Below are 17161 nucleotides of genomic sequence, written 5' to 3' on the forward strand. Positions count from 1 at the left end.
TCCTTTCCTGACCGGATCGAGCCCGTGTCGAGTCACGTACCGTCGCTGTCGCTGTCGCTGTCGCTGGAGCAATCATCGCCCAGGCCCGCTAGGTTCGACAGAGCTGTCACAAGAACAGGAGAACGACATGACCGAGGACACTTTCGACCGAGACGTTGTGCGCGCCTTCAAACACTTCATGGAACGGGTCGTATCTGCGGCGGATGACCGGGCCGGGTCGAGCCTGACACCACTCGGCGACCGCGTCAGCGCCTTTCTCGGCGCCAACGCGTCGACGCTGCCGGTCGTGTCGGAGACCCTGGCCGATCATCGCCTCGTCGACGCGGACATCGCCCTGAGCACGTTGGCCGGCGCGGATCCGGCCGCGCTTCTGGGCGTATCGGGCGGGCAGCAGCGGTTTCACTCGACGCTGTCCGAGCTCGTGGCCAGCCCGTTTCAGGGTTTCGGGCCCGGACCGGTGGACTTCTCGGCCCGGGCGACCGGACCGACGTCGACTCGCCAGGTCGTTTCGTTCGGTTTCCGGCTCATCCGCTTTGACGGGCAGCCGATTGCCGTGCTGCAACGCGCAGCGAACCCGCAATTCGGGCGCAACACGGCCGAGCTCGAAATCATGGCCGAGTCGCCGCGTACGGTCACCGGTTTTCTCGAGCACCTGCGCGCACTCATGATCGAGCACAGCGTGCTGCGCGGACAGGTGCTCTCATTCGTGCAAACCGAATACGGAGCCGGAGCCGGAATCACCTTTCTGGAACGACCCGTCGTACCGACGGCCGCCATCGTGCTGCCGGAGGGTATCCTCGGCACCATCACCGACCACGTCATCGGAATCGGCGAGCAGCGCCAGGTCTTGCTCGCCGCCGGGCAGCATTTGAAGCGCGGCGTGCTGCTCTACGGTGCTCCCGGCACCGGCAAGACCCTCACGGTGCGCCACCTGCTCAGCGAAACACCGGGCATCACCGCCGTGCTGCTCACCGGTGCCAGCATCGTGCACATCGCTGCGGCTGCCGAGATCGCGCGCACCTTTGCGCCGTCCATCGTCGTTATGGAAGATATCGACCTGGTCGCGATGCAACGCAATGCCACTCCGCAGCCGCTGTTGTTCGAGGTGCTCGACGCTCTCGACGGACTCGACGGCGACATGGATGTGGCCTTCGTCATGACCACCAATCGGGTCGAGGTGCTCGAGCGCGCGCTGGCCGAACGGCCAGGGCGGGTCGACCTCGCCGTCGAAGTACCCTTGCCCGCCCTGGCCGAACGCGAGCGCCTGTTCCGACGCTATGCGGGCGGGCTGCCGTTCAGCCCAGCCGCCCTCGACGCCGCTGCCCGCCGTGCAGAAGGCGTGACGGGCTCCTTCGCGAAGGAGCTGATTCGCCGGGCCGTGCTTCACGCTGCCCTCCGCGCCGACACCGTCGATGACAACGACCTGCAGGTCGCCCTCGACGATCTGTTGTCGGCGGGCGAATCCCTCACCCGACGGCTCCTCGGTACCCGCAGTAGCGAAACCCCACGTTGGCAGCCCGATGAGGAACCAAACGATGGGCCGAACGGCGGCAGTTTCGTTTCGATGCACGACGCGGCGGTGATGACGCACCCATCCGCCTCCTTCGGCTGGGCGACCGATAGCGCTGCGCCGTTGCCAGCGGAGCCGTCGGCCGAGCCCCCCGCCGAGTCACCCGAGCCAGTGTAATGACCGACCATGCGGCTGGGTCAAGGCGATCGGCTCGCCGTCCAGGGCCAGAATGAAAGCGGATGCCGGAATCGGATGTGACGGTGCCGGCGCCTCCGCAAGCCGGTCCAACACCCCGGGCACCACACTCTGCCCCTCGTTCGATAGCCAGCTCACCGGCAGTCGGGTCATCTGCGCGGCGAACCGATTGCGGTCCTGCTCGTTCAGGTAGGCGAGCACAGCGGTGTGGAACACGACAACGGTGGCCCCGGCCGGAGCTCGGGCAACGAGCGCCTCGATCTGGTCGCCCAGGTCCCCCGGCACGATCTCGACCGTCTCCTGACGGGCCACGGCAACTGCGGCGCGCAGCCGGGAGCGACGGTCGTCGTGCTCCGGCCAAATCAGCGCCTCGAGCCAGGCCACGTCCGCGTCGCTGTGCACGTCGAGGGGATGAAGGTCGATTCCGGCCCGCCACACGATGTCGGGCATCCGCTCGGGCAATGGCACCGGGCCGGTGACGTTGCAGTCGAGCACCACCGGGCTGGGGCCGTCGGTCGGGTGCAGCATCCACTCGCCACCGGCGCTCTCTGAACCGCCGGCTAACCGATACCGGTAGCTATACCGATCGGGGTGCAGGCAGAGACCGGCGGATGCCCCCACTTCGATTATCGCGAGCGGTCCGGCGAGCGCCGCCAGGGCCGGTAACAGCACAGCGCACCGACCGGGCTCATTCGTCTGGGTCGCATGGGTCAGGCAGGTGACGGCAACGAGCGCCCAGTGCTCGCGCAGCCAGGCCGCGAAAGCCGGGTACTCCCCCGCAACAGCCCCGAGCAACCGGGCCGCGCTGAACACCAGGTTCGGTTGGCGTTTGACCGCGGGCAGCTGGTCGATCAAGGCAACAGTGGCGGGATCGGCCGCAATTCCGGCCGCCCAGCGTTCGTAGCAGGCGCTCATTCCGCGGGCTTCAACCTCGGCGAAGGCCCGGTAACGTTCAGCGGTCGCGACGCCGGGATCGGTGCTCGCTCTCATGCCCACATCCTAATCATGGCTAGGCTTGCGGGGTGCGTTGGCGCCACGAGCGCCGAAGCTGCACCGTTCCAAATGGAATCCGTCGCGAATCGAATCGTGAATCGAATTGGAGAACTAAGTTGCCTGGAGAGAACCTCACCCGCCTTGAAGCGTCCGAGCGCGCCGCGCTCGTCACGGTAGCGAGCTACAGCGTTGTACTCGACCTCACTACCGGCCCCACCACATTCGGCAGCACCACCACGGTGCGCTTCAACGCCACCCCCGGCGGCTCGACCTTCATCGACGCCATCACAGCACAGGTACATGCGGTGACCCTCAACGGTGCCGTGCTCGACCCGGCCGTCGTGAGCGACGGCATCCGCATCCAGCTCGACGGCCTGCAGACCGAGAACGAGCTCGTCGTCGTCGCCGACGCGCTCTATACCAACACCGGTGAGGGCCTGCACCGCTTCGTCGACCCGGTCGACAACGAGGTTTACCTGTACAGCCAGTTCGAGGTACCCGACTCCCGTCGCGTGTTCGCGGTGTTCGAGCAGCCTGACCTGAAGGCAAAATTCTCCTTCACCGTCACGGCGCCGAGCGAGTGGCAGGTCGTCTCCAACTCCACCACGCCCGAACCCATCGATGCCGGCAACGGCGCCAGCACGTGGGCGTTTGCGCCCACCCACACCATCTCGAGCTACATCACCGCGCTCATCGCCGGCCCGTACGCCGTCGTGCGCAGCGAACTCGTCTCAAGCGACGGACGCACCATCCCACTCGGCGTGTTCAGTCGCAAAAGCCTCTCGGAGTACCTCGACGCCGACTACATCCTCGAGAAGACCCGCCAGGGCTTCGCCTACTACGAGGAGAAGTTCGGCTATGCGTACCCCTTCGACAAGTACGACCAGCTGTTCGTGCCGGAGTTCAATGCCGGCGCCATGGAGAACGCGGGCGCCGTCACCTTCACCGAAACCTATATCTTTCGCTCCAAGGTGACCGACGCCGTCAAGGAACGCCGGGTTGTGACGATTCTGCACGAGCTTGCCCACATGTGGTTCGGCGACCTCGTCACGATGACCTGGTGGAACGACCTCTGGCTCAACGAGAGCTTCGCCGAGTGGGCATCGACCATCGCCACCGCCGAAGCCACCGAGTGGCAGGAAGCCTGGACCACCTTCGCCGTGATGGAGAAGAGCTGGGCCTACAAGCAAGATCAACTTCCCTCGACCCACCCGGTCGTCGCCACCATCCGCGACCTCGACGACGTGCTCGTCAACTTCGACGGCATCACCTACGCCAAGGGCGGCTCCGTGCTCAAGCAGCTCGCCGCCTGGGTGGGTATCGAGGCGTTCTTCACCGGCGTCGGCTCCTACTTTCAGAAGCACCAGTGGGGCAACACCGAGCTGCGCGACCTGCTCGTGGAACTCGAAGCGGCGAGCGGCCGGGACCTTCGCGACTGGGCGAAGCTGTGGCTCGAAACCGCCGGCGTCAATACCCTGCGCCCCGAGATCACCGTCGACGACGCCGGAGTCATCACCGGCTTCACGGTGCTACAGAGCGCCGCGGCGGACTACCCCACCATTCGCCCGCACCGCCTGGCCATCGGCTTCTACACCTTCAACGACGCCCACAAGCTCGTGCGCACGCACCGGGTCGAGCTCGACGTAGACGGCTCGCGAACGGATGTCCCCGCCCTCGTCGGTCGCCAGCGTCCCGACCTGATCCTGCTCAACGACGACGACCTCAGCTACGCCAAGGTTCGCCTGGACCCGGCCTCGCAGGCGGTGGCGCTGGAACATCTCTCCGTCATTGAGAGCCCGCTCGCCCGCGCTCTGGTCTGGGGTTCGGTCTGGGACGCCACCCGCGACGCTGAGACCACGGCGCGCGACTTCGTGCGGCTGGTGCTGAACAACGTGGCCACCGAAACCGAGTCGACCACGTTGCGCACCGTGCTCGGCCAGGTCGTCCTCACGGCGAACTACTACGTCGGCCAGCCACACCGCGCTGCCGTCACGACCGAGGTCGCCGACGCACTGTGGACGCTGGCCCAGAATGCTGTGGCCGGCAGCGACGCCCAGTTTCAGTTCGTGAAGTTCTTCGCCGCTGTTGCGACCAACCCGGCCGAGCTCGAGAATGTGGCGGCCCTGCGGTCGGGCAGCACTGTGTTGGAAGGCCTCACGGTCGATACCGACCTGGCCTGGGAGTTGCTCACCGCCCTTGTGGCCGGTGGACGCGCCGACGCCACCGAGATCGACGCGGCACTCACGGCCGACAACACGGCCACCGGCGCCCAGTCGGCCGCCCTGGCCCGCGCCGCTCTCCCCACGACCGACGGCAAGCTCGCCGCCTGGTCGTCACTCATCGACGTTGACACGGCAGCGACGACCATCGTGCGCACGACGGCCGCCGGGTTCCTGCGGGTCAACGACGCGGCCCTACTCGAGCCGTTTGTCGCGACCTACTTCGAGATGCTGCAGCGCGTGTGGGAGTCGCGTAGCTTCTCGATCGGCGAGAAGCTCGTCATCGGTCTCTACCCGGCGCCGCTGAACAACCAGGCCCTGGCCGACGCGACCCGGGCCTGGCTCGATGCGAACCCGGAGCCGGCGGCCCTGCGCCGTCTCGTGGTCGAGAACCTGGCCGGAGTCGAGCGATCGCTGAAGGTACAGGCGCGCGACGCCATCTAGTTCGCTCGTCTCTACGACACCGTGAACCCCGCGGCCGGCCTCAGGCTGGTCACGGGGTTTCTTCTCTCCCCTTCACGTTCACAGCAAACTCCACGCAAACCGAGAGGATGCCGCTGCCTGCGGTGCACACACCGGGTTGCGCAGGCCGCGTGTCGGGGCCGGAGCAGCGCCGCCGTAGCCTCCTCCCGGGCGCTGCCGAGGCCCCTCGGTAGACTTGGTTGGATATGAACTGGGAAACATTCTGGACCGACGTCGGCGCCTACTTTGTAAAAATACCGTGGATCGACTATTGGGAGAAGATCTTCGCCGTTGCAGCGATCATTGTTGTCGCATTCGCGCTGCGTTGGGCCCTGCAATTCGTTATTCGCCGGGTAGTGCAACAAATCGTCTCCGGCGTCAAGAAGAATCAGAAGGTCGACGACACCCAAGCACTGAATGTGTCGCCGCTGGCCGCGGTGCGCGTCGTGCAGCGCTCGCGCACCCTCGGCGCCGTGCTGGCGAACGTGGTGAACGTGTTCATCCTGATCACCGCCCTCCTGCTCATCGTCACCACCCTGAATAAGGACATTCTCGGTTCCTTCGCCTTGCTCACCGCCGCGCTCGGCGCCGGTCTCGGTTTCGGCGCACAGAACATCGTCAAGGACATTCTCAACGGCCTGTTCATGGTCGTGGAAGACCAGATCGGCGTGGGCGACATCGTCGACGTGGGATTCGCCTCCGGTGTCGTCGAAACGGTCGGAATTCGCATCACTCAGGTACGCGACATCGATGGCACGCTGTGGTTCGTGCGTAACGGCGAGATTCTGCGGGTCGGCAACATGTCGCAGGGCTGGGCGCGCGTTATCATCGACCTCGCCATCCCCTACAGTTCCGACGTCGAGGCTGTGCAAGACGAACTCTTGCGCGTGGCCACTGCCCTCGCCTCAAGTCGCAAGTGGCGCGCTTTCATTCTCGAAAAGCCCGAGATCTGGGGCCTCGAGTCGATCAGCGCCGAAGCCCTCGTGACCCGGCTCGTGGTCAAGACCCGGGTCTCGGCCAAGTGGGACTTCGCCCGTGACCTACGCCTGCACATGAAGAAGGCACTCGACGGCATGGGTGTTCCGCTCACACCGCTCAACAGCGTGGTCATGACCACGGGCGATGGCACCATCGACGGCTCGGCCATTGAACCGGCCGAGGGAGCCCTCGACGCCGCCGAAGAGGCCGCTGCGGCCGTACCCGACGCCGTCGCCGGCGTGCGCACCGGCCCGGTCGCGGTACGCAAGCCCCGCGGGCCGCGCAAGCCCAAAAATGTTCCGGCTCCGATGAAGACGCCCGACCCTGAAGTTCGTGGGGATGGCATTGACTGACAGTGAACCAACCCAACAGAAGAAAGCCGCACCACGTGACCACTGAACGACACCCCACCGATCAGCCTGCAGGCCGTGCCGACGTGTACCTGCGCGAGGGTGAGAACGGTCCCGCCGCAGTGCCCACATTCTTCGACGAGGTCGGCGGAACCCCGTTCTTCGAAAAGCTCGTGCACGACTTCTACGTCGGGGTAGCCACCGACCCGGTGCTGAAGCCCATGTATCCCGAAGAAGATCTCGGACCGGCCGAACACCGCCTGGTTATGTTCCTCGAGCAGTTCTGGGGCGGTCCAGGCACCTACAGCGAGCAGCGCGGCCACCCCCGTCTGCGTCAGCGTCACATTCCGTTCAAGGTCAACCCGGATGCCCGCGACCGCTGGCTGGGCCACATGAAAGTCGCCGTGGACGCAGCCAATCTGCCGCCGTTGCAGCGGGGAATTCTCTGGGATTATATGGAACGCGCCGCCTTCGCTATGGTGAACAGCTTCGAAGACTAGGGCGCGGCGGTACCGACAGACATCCGCGTGAGCAGATGATGCCCGCTAATGCACTTCAATCCGCACACTGTGCCCGCTGCTTCGGGCCAATCGTGCGTCGCGGGTGAGCAGCGGGCAACGCAGCGCTTCGGCCAAAGCAATGTAGGCAGCGTCGTAGGCCGAAACAGTGTCGCGCAACTGGAACGCCCGCCGGCGCAGCGGTTCAGCCGAGGGCCACCGTCGGATCGGCAAATCATCGAAGTCGACTAACAAGTCCTGCGCCCGAGCCGCGCTCAGGTGCCCGCCCAGCGTGAGGCCGCGTAAGGCGGAGACGATTTCATAATCGAGCAGGCTCGGCGCATGCAACTCTTCAGCTGCCAGACGGGAACGTAGACCATCGGTGCCAGCGACCGCGGTCAACGCATCAATCACAGCGGCGGCGTCGACAACGATCACGCGCCGGACCGGTCCTGCACCTCGCCAGTGCGCTCCGTTCGTGCGACCGCGAGTGCCTCAAGCGCGGACGCCTGCGCGTGTTCCGTTCGACGGGCTGCGCGTTCGAGTACCTCACTGACCGTCGGACGAGCGACCTCTCGGGAAACGAGATCGAGCAGATACGTGTTGAGGGACTCGCCTTGAGCTGCAGCCCTGGCCTTCAGCGCCCGGCGCGCTTCATCGGGCACGTTCCGAATTTGTAAAAGTGAACCCATGCCCGCATAATACTATTATTTCAATACATTTTGTATATACTTTGGGTGTACCCGTTTAGTCTCGCGAAAAAGCCCGTCAACATCGCTTCTGCGTGTCATCGTCACGGACACGAGAACGAGAGCCCGCACACGCTCCGGGCGACGCGCGCGTCCTTTCCACAGGGCTGCGCGAATTGGCAACAGAGGCACGAAACTAGCTAGGGCGACTCGCGCACGACGCGTGAGGTCGTCGAAGGATTTCTGCACCAGAAAGCGCGCCCGTTCCCGGACGACGCCTCACTATCCCGTACACAATGGAGAAGACCATGGAGATCGGCGCCTACAGCTTCGGCGACACTCAGCTCAACCCCGATGGCAGCTCACGCTCCACCGCGGAAGCGATCAGGAACCTGTTCGACGCCATCGTGCTGGCCGATAAAGCCGGGCTCGACTACTTCGGTGTCGGTGAGCACCACACCGTGTCGATGCCAGCCTCCTCGCCCGGTGCGATCATCGCAGCGGCCGCCGCCGCGACGAGTCAGATCAAACTGGGCAGCGCGGCGAGCATCATCGGAACGGATGATCCGGTGCGGGTCTTCCAGCAGTTCGCCATCGCTGATGCGATCTCGGGCGGTGGCCGCATCGAGATCACCGCCGGCCGCGGCTCCTCGGTGGAGACTTTTCCGCTGTTCGGCTACGACTTGACCGACTACGACGAGCTCTACGCCCAGAAGCTCGACCTGCTGCTCACGCTCAACACCAGCGCCACCGAAAACGTGACCTGGTCGGGCACCGCACGTCCGTCGATCCCCCAGCTCGACGTCGTGCCGCGCCCGGTGCAGGGATCACTCCCCATCTGGATCGCAACCGGCGGCAGCGCGCCGTCGTCGGCCCGCGCCGGACGCCTCGGTCTCCCCCTCGCCTACGCCATCATCGGCGGAGAGCCGCACCGGTTCGCGCCGCTCGCCAACCTTTACCGGCAGTCAGCTGCGCAGGCCGGTCACACCGGCGACAACATCAAGGTCTCGGTCGCGACCTTCGGCCTGGTGGCGCCGACCAAAAAGGAAGCCGTCGAGCGGATGTATCCGGGATGGGTGAACTTGAACGTGGAGATGGGTCGGTTACGGGGCTGGCCGGTGCCGCAGCGCAGTTCCTATCTGGCTCAGGTCGATGCACCCAGCGCCTACTTCGTGGGCGACCCCGACGACGTCGCGGAACGCATTGTCGCGCTGCACGGGCACCTCGGCCACATGCGTCATTTTCTGCAGGGCGACCACGGTGGGCTTCCCCAGGAACACCTGCTCGAGTCCATCACCCTGCTCGCCACCGAGGTCAAGCCCCGCGTTGCGCGCCTGCTCGCCGCCAAGTAAGCGCGCTACGGCCGCTCGTCGAGGGCAATGACGGAGCGATTCGTCGGGTGACTGCTGACCCGGGCGAATCCGCCTGAACGGCCACACTTTCGGTGTCCAGCAGCATCGTGACCTGGATCAGCTCAGCGTGCGCTGCAGACGCTCTTCGAATTCGGCCGGGCGGGTGAGGATCCAGCTGCCGACCGCGATGATCACAGGTAGCCCCAGAACGAGCAGGGCGACCTGGGGCCACGGCGGTGCGAAAGGCAAGAGACCGACCAGCCCGAGCATGGTGGGCCCCAGCAGGCCGAGAATTCCGCCCAGCACCGCGCCGGTGCCGGTCAACAGCACGGCCTGCCAGAAGGCGACGTTGCGGCGCAGCGCCGGATGCGCGCCGACCGCACTCAACGTCACGGCGTCGAGGCGTCCGTCAGCCCAGGCGACGCGCGGCCTGCGTTGCGGACTCGTGCGCCGCGGCCAGCTCTTCGTGTTGCTTGTCCACCTGGTCGGTCGGAGCACCGAACCGTTCGCTGAGAGTGCGGGTGGCTACGATCGTCTCGACGGTCATTCCCAAGGCGTTCGCCAGAATCAGGCTCAGCGCCGGAAGCGCGTGATCGTCGAACTCCGTGGAGGTGCCCGGGTCGTAGACCGCGCCGCGAGTGGAAACGAGTACGGCCGGGCGACCAGCGAGGGGCTGCTGACTGGTCGGGTCGTCGAACGGAGCGGTCACCGTCGGCAGGTGAATGTAATCGATCCACGCCTTCAGGGTCGACGGCATCGAATAGTTGTAGAGCGGAACACCGATCAACAGCACGTCGGCCGCGACAAGTTCCGCAATGAGGAGCTGCTGCAGCGTTTCCTGCTCCGCGCTCGGGCTCGCGCCCTCCGGGCGGAGCCGTGGTGGAAAGTGCAGCGCGGCATCGGTCAGGTGGGGCAACGGTTCCCGGTGCAGATCACGGTGAACGACGGTGTGTTCACTGCTGAGACCGCGCCAGGTATCCGCGAAGGTCGCCGTAATCGCGCGCGAGCGCGAGGTCACGAGGTCGGCGGACGAATCGAGGTGCAACAGTGTGGGCATGCCCCACAGCCTAGAGGCATCGAGGGTTCCCGCCCGTGTCGCTGCTGTGGTGACTTCGAATGCACCGACCTATGCGTGCCGCACGGGCAACCCTCGGCTAGTCCTCGTGCTCACCCCAGAGCAGCGCAGCCGGGCTGAGCGTCTCTCCGCGGAAAAAATCCGGGCGCATCCGCTCTGGCCGGGTAGTGGTGTAGCCGGCCAGAAGCCTCACGCCGTATCCGGAATGCGCAGGGCGATGATCGCCGCGGCCGTGTCCTGTCCGACACGGATGGCACCGTCAACGTGCTGGTAGCCCTTGCCGGCCATATCACTGCAGGAGAAAGAGATTGGGCCGACGGGGCTGCGCAGTTCGGCGCCGTAGCGGGCTAGTCCACCCATGTCGAAGCTCGCCGCGTAGGCGCCGCGGGTCCACTCCTCGGAACCCCAGTCACTTTCGTAGTACACGACCGGGTTCAACGCTTGTTCGCCGTAGTAGTGCGATAGCGACTCGAGGATGCGCGCTTTGCGCTCGTCGGCGGTCAGGGCGAAGACGGCATCCGCTTCTTCATCGGAGACGAAACCCACGAGGGTGCCGCGCGGGTCGTTGAAGTTGGTGTTGTCGTAGGCCTCGTGCACCAGCTCGTAGGGGCTGAACGCGGTGCCGGAGAGGTCATCTTCGCGCCAGAACGGTGTTTCGTAGACGGCGTGCACCTTGATCACACAGCCCATGGAGAGGTGCTGGTGCAGCTGCTGTTGGCGGCGCGGCAGCGGCGGTACAAAGCTGATGCGACTGATCAGGGGCGGCGGAACGGCCACGATGACGTGCCGGGCGGTCACCGTCATGCCGTCGGCGACGACGGTGACACCCGCGTCATTCCAGGCCACGCTGCGCACCGGCTGCCCGAGATACACGTCGCTGCCGAGCTTGTCGGCCAACAACAACGGCACCTGCTGCAGCCCGCCGATTACCCGTTCGTCGAGGATGAAGTCAGAGTCGACCAGGTTGCTGAACGACCCGGCGCTGGCCGCCATGAGCAACGCCTGCAGCGCCGAGAAGGCATGCGCTGGCTTCGTGAGCATGGCCCCGGCAATAAACATGCCGATATTGTCGCGGGCTTCCTGATCGTCAGTCTGGGACTCGAGCCAACGGCTGAACGAGACCTCGTCGAGTTCCTTGGCGAGCGGATGCTCCCACGGGCTGTCCGGGTCGATCTCCGCCACGAGGGCGTCGAGTTTCTCGATCAGACCCACGATCTGTAACTCGGTACTTTCCGGAACCGGAAAGATCTCCCCGTCGAACCGGCTGACGACACCGGAACCGTTGATGTAAACGTTCCTGCCGGAGCGGTAGCGCGGGTAGGTGGCAAGGCCCAGCTCGACCAGAGTGGCTTTGAGGGCGTGCTGGTCAGGCGAGACCCACTGGCCGCCAAGCTCGAGCATGGCGCCCTCGATCTCATCGGTCCACAGGCGCCCACCAACGCGGTCGCGCGCTTCCAGCACGGCCACACTGCGGCCGGCTTTCTGCAGTGCAGTGGCGGCGGTGAGACCGGATGCCCCGGCACCGATGATAACGACGTCACGATCAATCGTGGTCACGGTTGCTCCTCTATCGGTGGATGGGATCAGGACGAGGGAATAAGGGCATCCCTGGTCGCGAGGGTTCGTTGGGACCTGAAGCCGCCGGCCTGTGGAGAATCCATGATGTCGGCCCGTCCGGTGACGGCCGACAGCGCAACCTCTAGCCGGTCAGGCCTTGAGGGTCCACGGCTTACGTCGTACCAAAACGTGGCCGCGACTCGTGCTGAGGCGGGTCCACAGGCCCGACTCGAACAGGTGAACCGGTTCGTCAGCGGCGAGAAAGCCCAGGCTGAAGGCTGCGAAACCGGCCCCGGTCGGGACGAATTCGAGCCCATCGACCTGACGACCCCAGACCTCCGAGCGCACGCGTTCGACGATCAACTCTCCGGTGCCCTCCGGCACGGCGGCGGCAACCTCGTCGATGCCCTCCCGGGCGGCGGCTTCGAGGTGAGATGCCGACGTCTGGCCGTGTGGTTCCCAGCCGCCCTTCGGCGGCGAGATGCCGGTCCAGGTCACGGTATTCACCTCCAGCGGAACGGTCACGATGACCGGCACGGTGGGGTCACTCGTGGTGGATTCGAGGCGTTTGAGGCGTTCCAGCAGGGACCGCACCGGCACGACCTTGTCGAGGTCGACCGGCTCCGTCAGGGCGAAGGTGCGCAGCCCCAGCACGGTCGGGCTCGCGTCGAGCAGACCGCGCGGATAGAAAATGGCGGTGTAGACCGCGAGAACGCCCTCGGACGCCATGAGACGCACGGAACCATCGAGCACGCGGCCGGACCGTGAGAGAAACACGATCAAATCGCTGAGGGACTGGGAATCGGTAAGAGTGAATGACTGGCTCATCACCTCCTAAACTACCAAGATACGAAACATCCGCGTGCCGCGGTCGCGAACTTGCCCGAGGAGACAGCATGCACAAGCCGATGGAAGGCCTTCTGGCCGTTCTCGATCTGACCGACACCGGTGCCCGCACCAGCGAGGACATCTTCACCGGTCCGTCCCAGTGGATGCCGCTTGGCCGCGTGTTCGGCGGGCAGGTTCTGGCCCAATCGCTCGTCGCCGCGATGCGCACCGTACCCGACGAACGCCACGTGCACTCCATGCACGGCTATTTTCTGCGTCCCGGCGATGTCAAAGCGCCGATCACCTTCTCGGTCGAGCGCATTCACGATGGTCGCTCATTCTCCACCCGCCGCACGCAGTGCTACCAGGACGGCGTGCCCATCCTGTCGATGATCGCCTCATTCCAGGACGCCGATGAGGGCTTGGAGCACCACATCGAGATGCCGAAGGATATCCCCGACCCGGAGAGTCTGCCAACGGCATCCGATGCGCTCGCACACATCGATCATTCGGTGGCCCGTTACTGGGCGAGCGAGCGCCCCTTCGATATGCGGCATGTCCCCTCACCGATCTACCTCAAGGTGAACGGTGAGCACACCTCCCGCCAAGCCGTGTGGATGAAGACTTTTTCTCCCTTACCCGACGACCCCGATCTGCACCGCGCCGCCCTGGCCTATGCCAGCGATTATTCAATCATGGAGCCGATCATGCGTCGGCACGGCATTGCCTGGTCCTCCCCCGGCCTCAAGGTCGCGAGCCTTGACCATGCCATGTGGTGGCACCGTTTCGGTCGGGTCGATGAATGGCTGCTCTATGTGCAGGATTCACCGAGCGCTCAGGGCGGTCGTGGCCTGGCCACGGGCAGTATCTTCAGCCGCGACGGCGTGCTCTTGGCCACCGTTGCGCAAGAGGGCATGCTGCGCGTCCCCATCATCCTCGAGTAACTCGAGCACCTACCAGGTCGGTGTGGATTCCAACAGCACCCGCTCGTCGGGCATCCAGCGAATATCCACACTGGCAATATCGTTCTCCGCCACGCTCGTGGTGCCGGTAGCGGTGATCGTGCTTCCGGGACCAGCGATCCAGCTGGCGACGAGGGTGTCATGCCCGTCCCGGTCGGTCACGAACAGGGCGTAGGCCTGCGGACCGAAATCGTTATCGCTCGTGGCATAGCTGCAGTTCGCGTCGATCCGGGTGCCCCAGTCTTCGCCGGTCAGGCGAAAGGATGCGGTGAGCGGGCTGGGAACCACCGCTGCCATGTCCACGGCCGGTTCAGTGACGCTCGCGCCCGGCTGTTCGAGCCACCCCGGTACGACGAGGGCAGCGGATGCCGCGATCGCAGCGGCCGCGAGCACGGCTCCGGCTGCGAGCAAACGAGCGCGCCGGACACTGGCCCGCGCCGCCTGCACCAGGCGGGGCAACCGGGTGGCGGAGTGCGCGGCATCCGCTCTGGTCTCGGTGGGCCTCTCGGTGGACGCCTCGGTGGACAGGTCGAGCTGCAGTGCCTGATCGAGTGGGACTTGGGCCAGCAGCCCCGGCAAGCCGACGAGGTGCGCGACCGCCTGGCTGCAGGCGACGCAGTCTTTGAGATGCCGTTCGTAGTCCCGGCGGTCGCCCGGTGACAGGGCGCCGAGCATATACGCGCCGTCCCAGTCGGCGTACAGATCTGCTGGAGTGTTCATCGCTCCGTCACTCCACGTTCTTGCAGTGCGAGCCGCAGGGCTCGCAGTCCGTAGTGCAGCCGCGATTTCACGGTGCCTTCGGGAATGATGAGGTCGCGCGCAGTCTCGGCCACGGATTGGCCTCGATAATATGCGCAGACAATGACCGCCCGGTGGTCGGGAGAGAGATCGTGCAGGGCGTCCGCGACCAGCCAAGCATCGAGCAAGGCATCGGTTTGGTCGTCGGTGGGCACCTCGGGCAGTTGGTCGGTGGGAATCTCATGGCGGGCACGAGCCGAGCGCCGGTCATCGATCACCAGATTTCGGGCCACAGTGAACAGCCACGCACGAGCAGACACCTCGGTCTGGTCGAGCAGGCGAGGGCGCTGCCAAGCTCGAAGCAGCGTCTCCTGCACTACGTCATCGGCAAAGGCCGGATCCTGCGTCAACCGTACGACATAGCGCCACAAAAGCGGTGCGTGCTCATCGTGCAGGGCCTGCAAGAGTTCGGCGCGCTCATCGGCCATAAGTACCTCCCCTGCTTAACACGCGGTGAACGTGTGTGTGGTTCAGTAGTACCGGTATTACGGGAACTCTAGCCGCAGAGTGCGGCAACTATCACCGCCGCGCGAACTCGATCGGTGCGTCGAGGTACGGCGTCCAAGCCGCGCGCTCCGTGTCGTTGATACGGCGCGGGCGTTCGCTCGTCGCATCGACGAGCACGATGGTGGTGTTCGCCCGGGCGTACAGAACCTCGGGTGTGACGCCCTCCGGGCTGAATACCTCGTAGCAGACATCGAGGCTGGCACCGCCGAGTTTGCCGAGCCAGAGTCTCACGTCGAGGGGATGGCGCAGGTAGGGCACCGGCGCGAGGTATTCGATCTCCTGGCGCGCGATCAACGTCAGGGTCGACGCCCCGGGGCGACCGTCGAGCACGGCCGTACTCGCTCCGATCGCTCCGTCGTCTTCGGTCACCCAGAACGCCAGGATGCGCGCCTCCTCGAGCAGGCGCAGCATCTCAGAATTGTTCACGTGACCGTAAGCGTCGAGGTCTGACCAACGCAGGCGAATCGGTACGTGCAGCTTCACGAGATTTCCCTGTTCTGTTTAGTCGCGGGTGAGCTTGCGATACGCAGAGCGGTGCGGCTTGGCTGCATCCGGGCCGAGCCGCTCGATCTTGTTCTGCTCGTACGACTCGAAGTTTCCCTCGAACCAGTACCAGTTGGCCGGGTTGTCATCCGTTCCTTCATAGGAGAGGATGTGCGTGGCCACCCGGTCGAGGAACCACCGGTCGTGAGTGATCACCACGGCGCAACCGGGAAACTCGAGCAGCGCGTTCTCGAGCGAGCCGAGAGTTTCAACGTCCAGGTCGTTTGTGGGCTCGTCGAGGAGCAGCAGGTTGCCGCCCTGCTTCAGGGTGAGCGCCAGATTCAGGCGGTTCCGTTCACCACCGGAGAGCACACCGGCCTTCTTCTGCTGGTCTGGACCCTTGAACCCGAAGGTCGACACGTAGGCGCGCGACGGAATCTCGGTCTTGCCGACCTGGATATAGTCTTGGCCGTCCGAGACGACCTCCCACAGCGTTTTGTTCGGGTCGATGCCTCCGCGATCCTGATCGACGTACGAGATGTCCACCGTTTCGCCAATTCTCAGATCGCCGCCGTCGAGGGGCTCCTGGCCGACGATGGTTTTGAACAGCGTGGTCTTTCCCACACCGTTCGGGCCGATGATGCCCACGATGCCGTTGCGCGGCAGGGTGAAGCTGAGGTTCTCGATGAGTATGCGCCCGTCGAACCCCTTCTCCAGCTTGGTTGCGTCGATCACCTGAGCGCCGAGGCGCGGGCCGACCGGAATCACGATTTCTTCGAAGTCGAGCTTGCGGGTGCTCTCGGCGGCGGTGACCATCTCTTCGTAGCGCGCCAGTCGCGCTTTCGACTTCACCTGGCGGCCCTTGGCGTTGGAACGCACCCACTCAAGTTCGTCGGCGAGACGACGCGACAGCTTCGCATCCTTCTTACCCTGCACGAGCAGACGTTCCTGCTTCTTCTCGAGGTAGGTGGAGTAGTTGCCCTCGTACGGATACAGGTGTCCGCGGTCGATCTCGGCGATCCACTCGGCCACGTGGTCGAGGAAGTACCGGTCGTGAGTGACGGCGAGCACAGCGCCCGGGTACTTGGCGAGGTGCTGCTCGAGCCAGAGCACGCTCTCGGCGTCGAGGTGGTTGGTGGGCTCGTCGAGAAGCAATAGATCAGGCTTCTGCAGCAGCAGTTTGGTCAAGGCCACCCGGCGCTTCTCACCACCGGACAGGTTGGAGACTTCGGAGTCTCCCGGCGGGGTGCGCAGGGCGTCCATGGCCTGTTCCAGCTGCGAGTCAAGATCCCAGGCATCCGCTGCATCGATGGCTTCCTGCAGCACGCCCATTTCGGCGAGCAGCGTATCGAAATCTGCGTCGGGTTCGCCGAGGGCGAGACTGATCTCGTTGAAGCGGTCGACCTTGGCTTTAATCGGTCCGACGCCCTCCTGCACGTTCTCCAGCACGGTCTTGCTCTCGTCAAGCTGTGGCTCCTGCATCAGGATGCCGACGGTGTAGCCCGGGGAGAGTCTCGCTTCGCCATTACTGGGGGTGTCCAGGCCCGCCATGATCTTGAGAATGGTGGACTTTCCGGCGCCGTTCGGGCCGACCACACCGATCTTGGCGCCGGGAAAAAAGGACATGGTGACGTCGTCAAGAATCAGCTTTTCGCCGATCGCCTTGCGAGCGCGGACCATTGAGTAAATAAATTCGGCCATAGTAT

The 17161-nt window shown here is 65.0% G+C and carries 17 protein-coding genes; 6 read left to right on the plus strand and 11 right to left on the minus strand.

All coding sequences use genetic code 11. The features are described from left to right. The first annotated feature begins 127 nt into the window (after window positions 1–127). Window positions 128–1687, plus strand: a complete 1560-nt coding sequence (locus CXY74_RS03335; RefSeq protein ID WP_104199118.1) for an AAA family ATPase — start codon at window positions 128–130, stop codon at window positions 1685–1687. Here the strand turns inward: CXY74_RS03335 and CXY74_RS03340 are convergent. After that, window positions 1670–2695 carry a DUF2332 domain-containing protein gene (locus CXY74_RS03340; RefSeq protein WP_104199119.1) on the minus strand — a complete coding sequence of 342 codons (1026 nt, stop codon included), beginning with the start codon at window positions 2693–2695 and terminating at the stop codon, window positions 1670–1672. The genes CXY74_RS03335 and CXY74_RS03340 overlap by 18 nt on opposite strands. 119 nt (window positions 2696–2814) lie before the next feature. Here CXY74_RS03340 and pepN point away from each other — a divergent pair, with 119 nt between their 5' ends. From pepN to CXY74_RS03355, 3 genes are all read left to right on the plus strand, one after another. After that, window positions 2815–5361: an aminopeptidase N gene (pepN, locus tag CXY74_RS03345; protein ID WP_104199120.1), complete on the plus strand. Its 2547-nt coding sequence runs from the start codon at window positions 2815–2817 to the stop codon at window positions 5359–5361. 224 nt (window positions 5362–5585) lie between these two features. Beyond that, entirely contained in the window at window positions 5586–6710 is a 1125-nt protein-coding gene (locus CXY74_RS03350) for a mechanosensitive ion channel family protein (RefSeq protein ID WP_104199121.1), read from the plus strand. Window positions 6711–6799: 89 nt separating this feature from the next. Further along, window positions 6800–7207, plus strand: a complete 408-nt coding sequence (locus CXY74_RS03355) for a globin (protein ID WP_304466254.1) — start codon at window positions 6800–6802, stop codon at window positions 7205–7207. 45 nt (window positions 7208–7252) lie between these two features. Here the strand turns inward: CXY74_RS03355 and CXY74_RS03360 are convergent, their stop codons facing one another. Both CXY74_RS03360 and CXY74_RS03365 read right to left on the minus strand, forming a co-directional pair. After that, window positions 7253–7642, minus strand: coding sequence for a type II toxin-antitoxin system VapC family toxin (locus CXY74_RS03360; protein WP_104199122.1), 390 nt, complete (start codon window positions 7640–7642; stop codon window positions 7253–7255). Then, entirely contained in the window at window positions 7639–7896 is a 258-nt protein-coding gene (locus CXY74_RS03365; protein ID WP_104197813.1) for a hypothetical protein, read from the minus strand. Before CXY74_RS03365 ends, CXY74_RS03360 begins: the two co-directional genes overlap by 4 nt. Window positions 7897–8189: 293 nt before the next feature. Here CXY74_RS03365 and CXY74_RS03375 point away from each other — a divergent pair, with 293 nt between their 5' ends. Next, window positions 8190–9245, plus strand: a complete 1056-nt coding sequence (locus CXY74_RS03375) for an LLM class flavin-dependent oxidoreductase (protein WP_233193185.1) — start codon at window positions 8190–8192, stop codon at window positions 9243–9245. A gap of 117 nt (window positions 9246–9362) precedes the next feature. On the opposite strand, the gene CXY74_RS03380 is transcribed toward CXY74_RS03375, so the two are convergent. From CXY74_RS03380 to CXY74_RS03395, 4 genes are all read right to left on the minus strand, one after another. Continuing rightward, window positions 9363–9638 (minus strand): hypothetical protein, encoded by a 276-nt coding sequence (locus CXY74_RS03380; protein WP_104199125.1) that lies wholly within the window; start codon window positions 9636–9638, stop codon window positions 9363–9365. A 16-nt stretch (window positions 9639–9654) separates the two neighbouring features. Then, a complete protein-coding gene (locus tag CXY74_RS03385) occupies window positions 9655–10302 on the minus strand; it encodes an FMN-dependent NADH-azoreductase (protein WP_104199126.1) in 648 nt (215 codons plus the stop codon). A 207-nt stretch (window positions 10303–10509) separates the two neighbouring features. Continuing rightward, window positions 10510–11877, minus strand: coding sequence for an NAD(P)/FAD-dependent oxidoreductase (locus CXY74_RS03390; protein WP_104199127.1), 1368 nt, complete (start codon window positions 11875–11877; stop codon window positions 10510–10512). 150 nt (window positions 11878–12027) lie between these two features. Then, window positions 12028–12705, minus strand: coding sequence for a hypothetical protein (locus tag CXY74_RS03395; RefSeq protein WP_104199128.1), 678 nt, complete (start codon window positions 12703–12705; stop codon window positions 12028–12030). Window positions 12706–12773: 68 nt separating this feature from the next. On the opposite strand from CXY74_RS03395, the gene CXY74_RS03400 reads away from it, so the two are divergent. Next, complete coding sequence (locus CXY74_RS03400; RefSeq protein WP_233193186.1) at window positions 12774–13649, plus strand: acyl-CoA thioesterase II; 876 nt, start codon at window positions 12774–12776, stop codon at window positions 13647–13649. Between the two features lie 9 nt (window positions 13650–13658). Here the strand turns inward: CXY74_RS03400 and CXY74_RS03405 are convergent, their stop codons facing one another. The 4 genes from CXY74_RS03405 to ettA form a co-directional block, all read right to left on the minus strand. Beyond that, window positions 13659–14387 (minus strand): zf-HC2 domain-containing protein, encoded by a 729-nt coding sequence (locus CXY74_RS03405; RefSeq protein WP_104199129.1) that lies wholly within the window; start codon window positions 14385–14387, stop codon window positions 13659–13661. Next, complete coding sequence (locus CXY74_RS03410; protein ID WP_104128928.1) at window positions 14384–14893, minus strand: sigma-70 family RNA polymerase sigma factor; 510 nt, start codon at window positions 14891–14893, stop codon at window positions 14384–14386. The genes CXY74_RS03405 and CXY74_RS03410 overlap by 4 nt, the downstream gene beginning before the upstream one ends. Before the next feature lie 91 nt (window positions 14894–14984). After that, a complete protein-coding gene (locus CXY74_RS03415; RefSeq protein ID WP_104199130.1) occupies window positions 14985–15455 on the minus strand; it encodes a thioesterase family protein in 471 nt (156 codons plus the stop codon). An 18-nt stretch (window positions 15456–15473) separates the two neighbouring features. Continuing rightward, entirely contained in the window at window positions 15474–17156 is a 1683-nt protein-coding gene (ettA, locus tag CXY74_RS03420; protein WP_104199131.1) for an energy-dependent translational throttle protein EttA, read from the minus strand. Window positions 17157–17161: the final 5 nt, after the last annotated feature.

Origin of the sequence: Cryobacterium sp. Y29 (assembly GCF_002929825.1) — a bacterium.
Lineage (GTDB): Bacteria > Actinomycetota > Actinomycetes > Actinomycetales > Microbacteriaceae > Cryobacterium.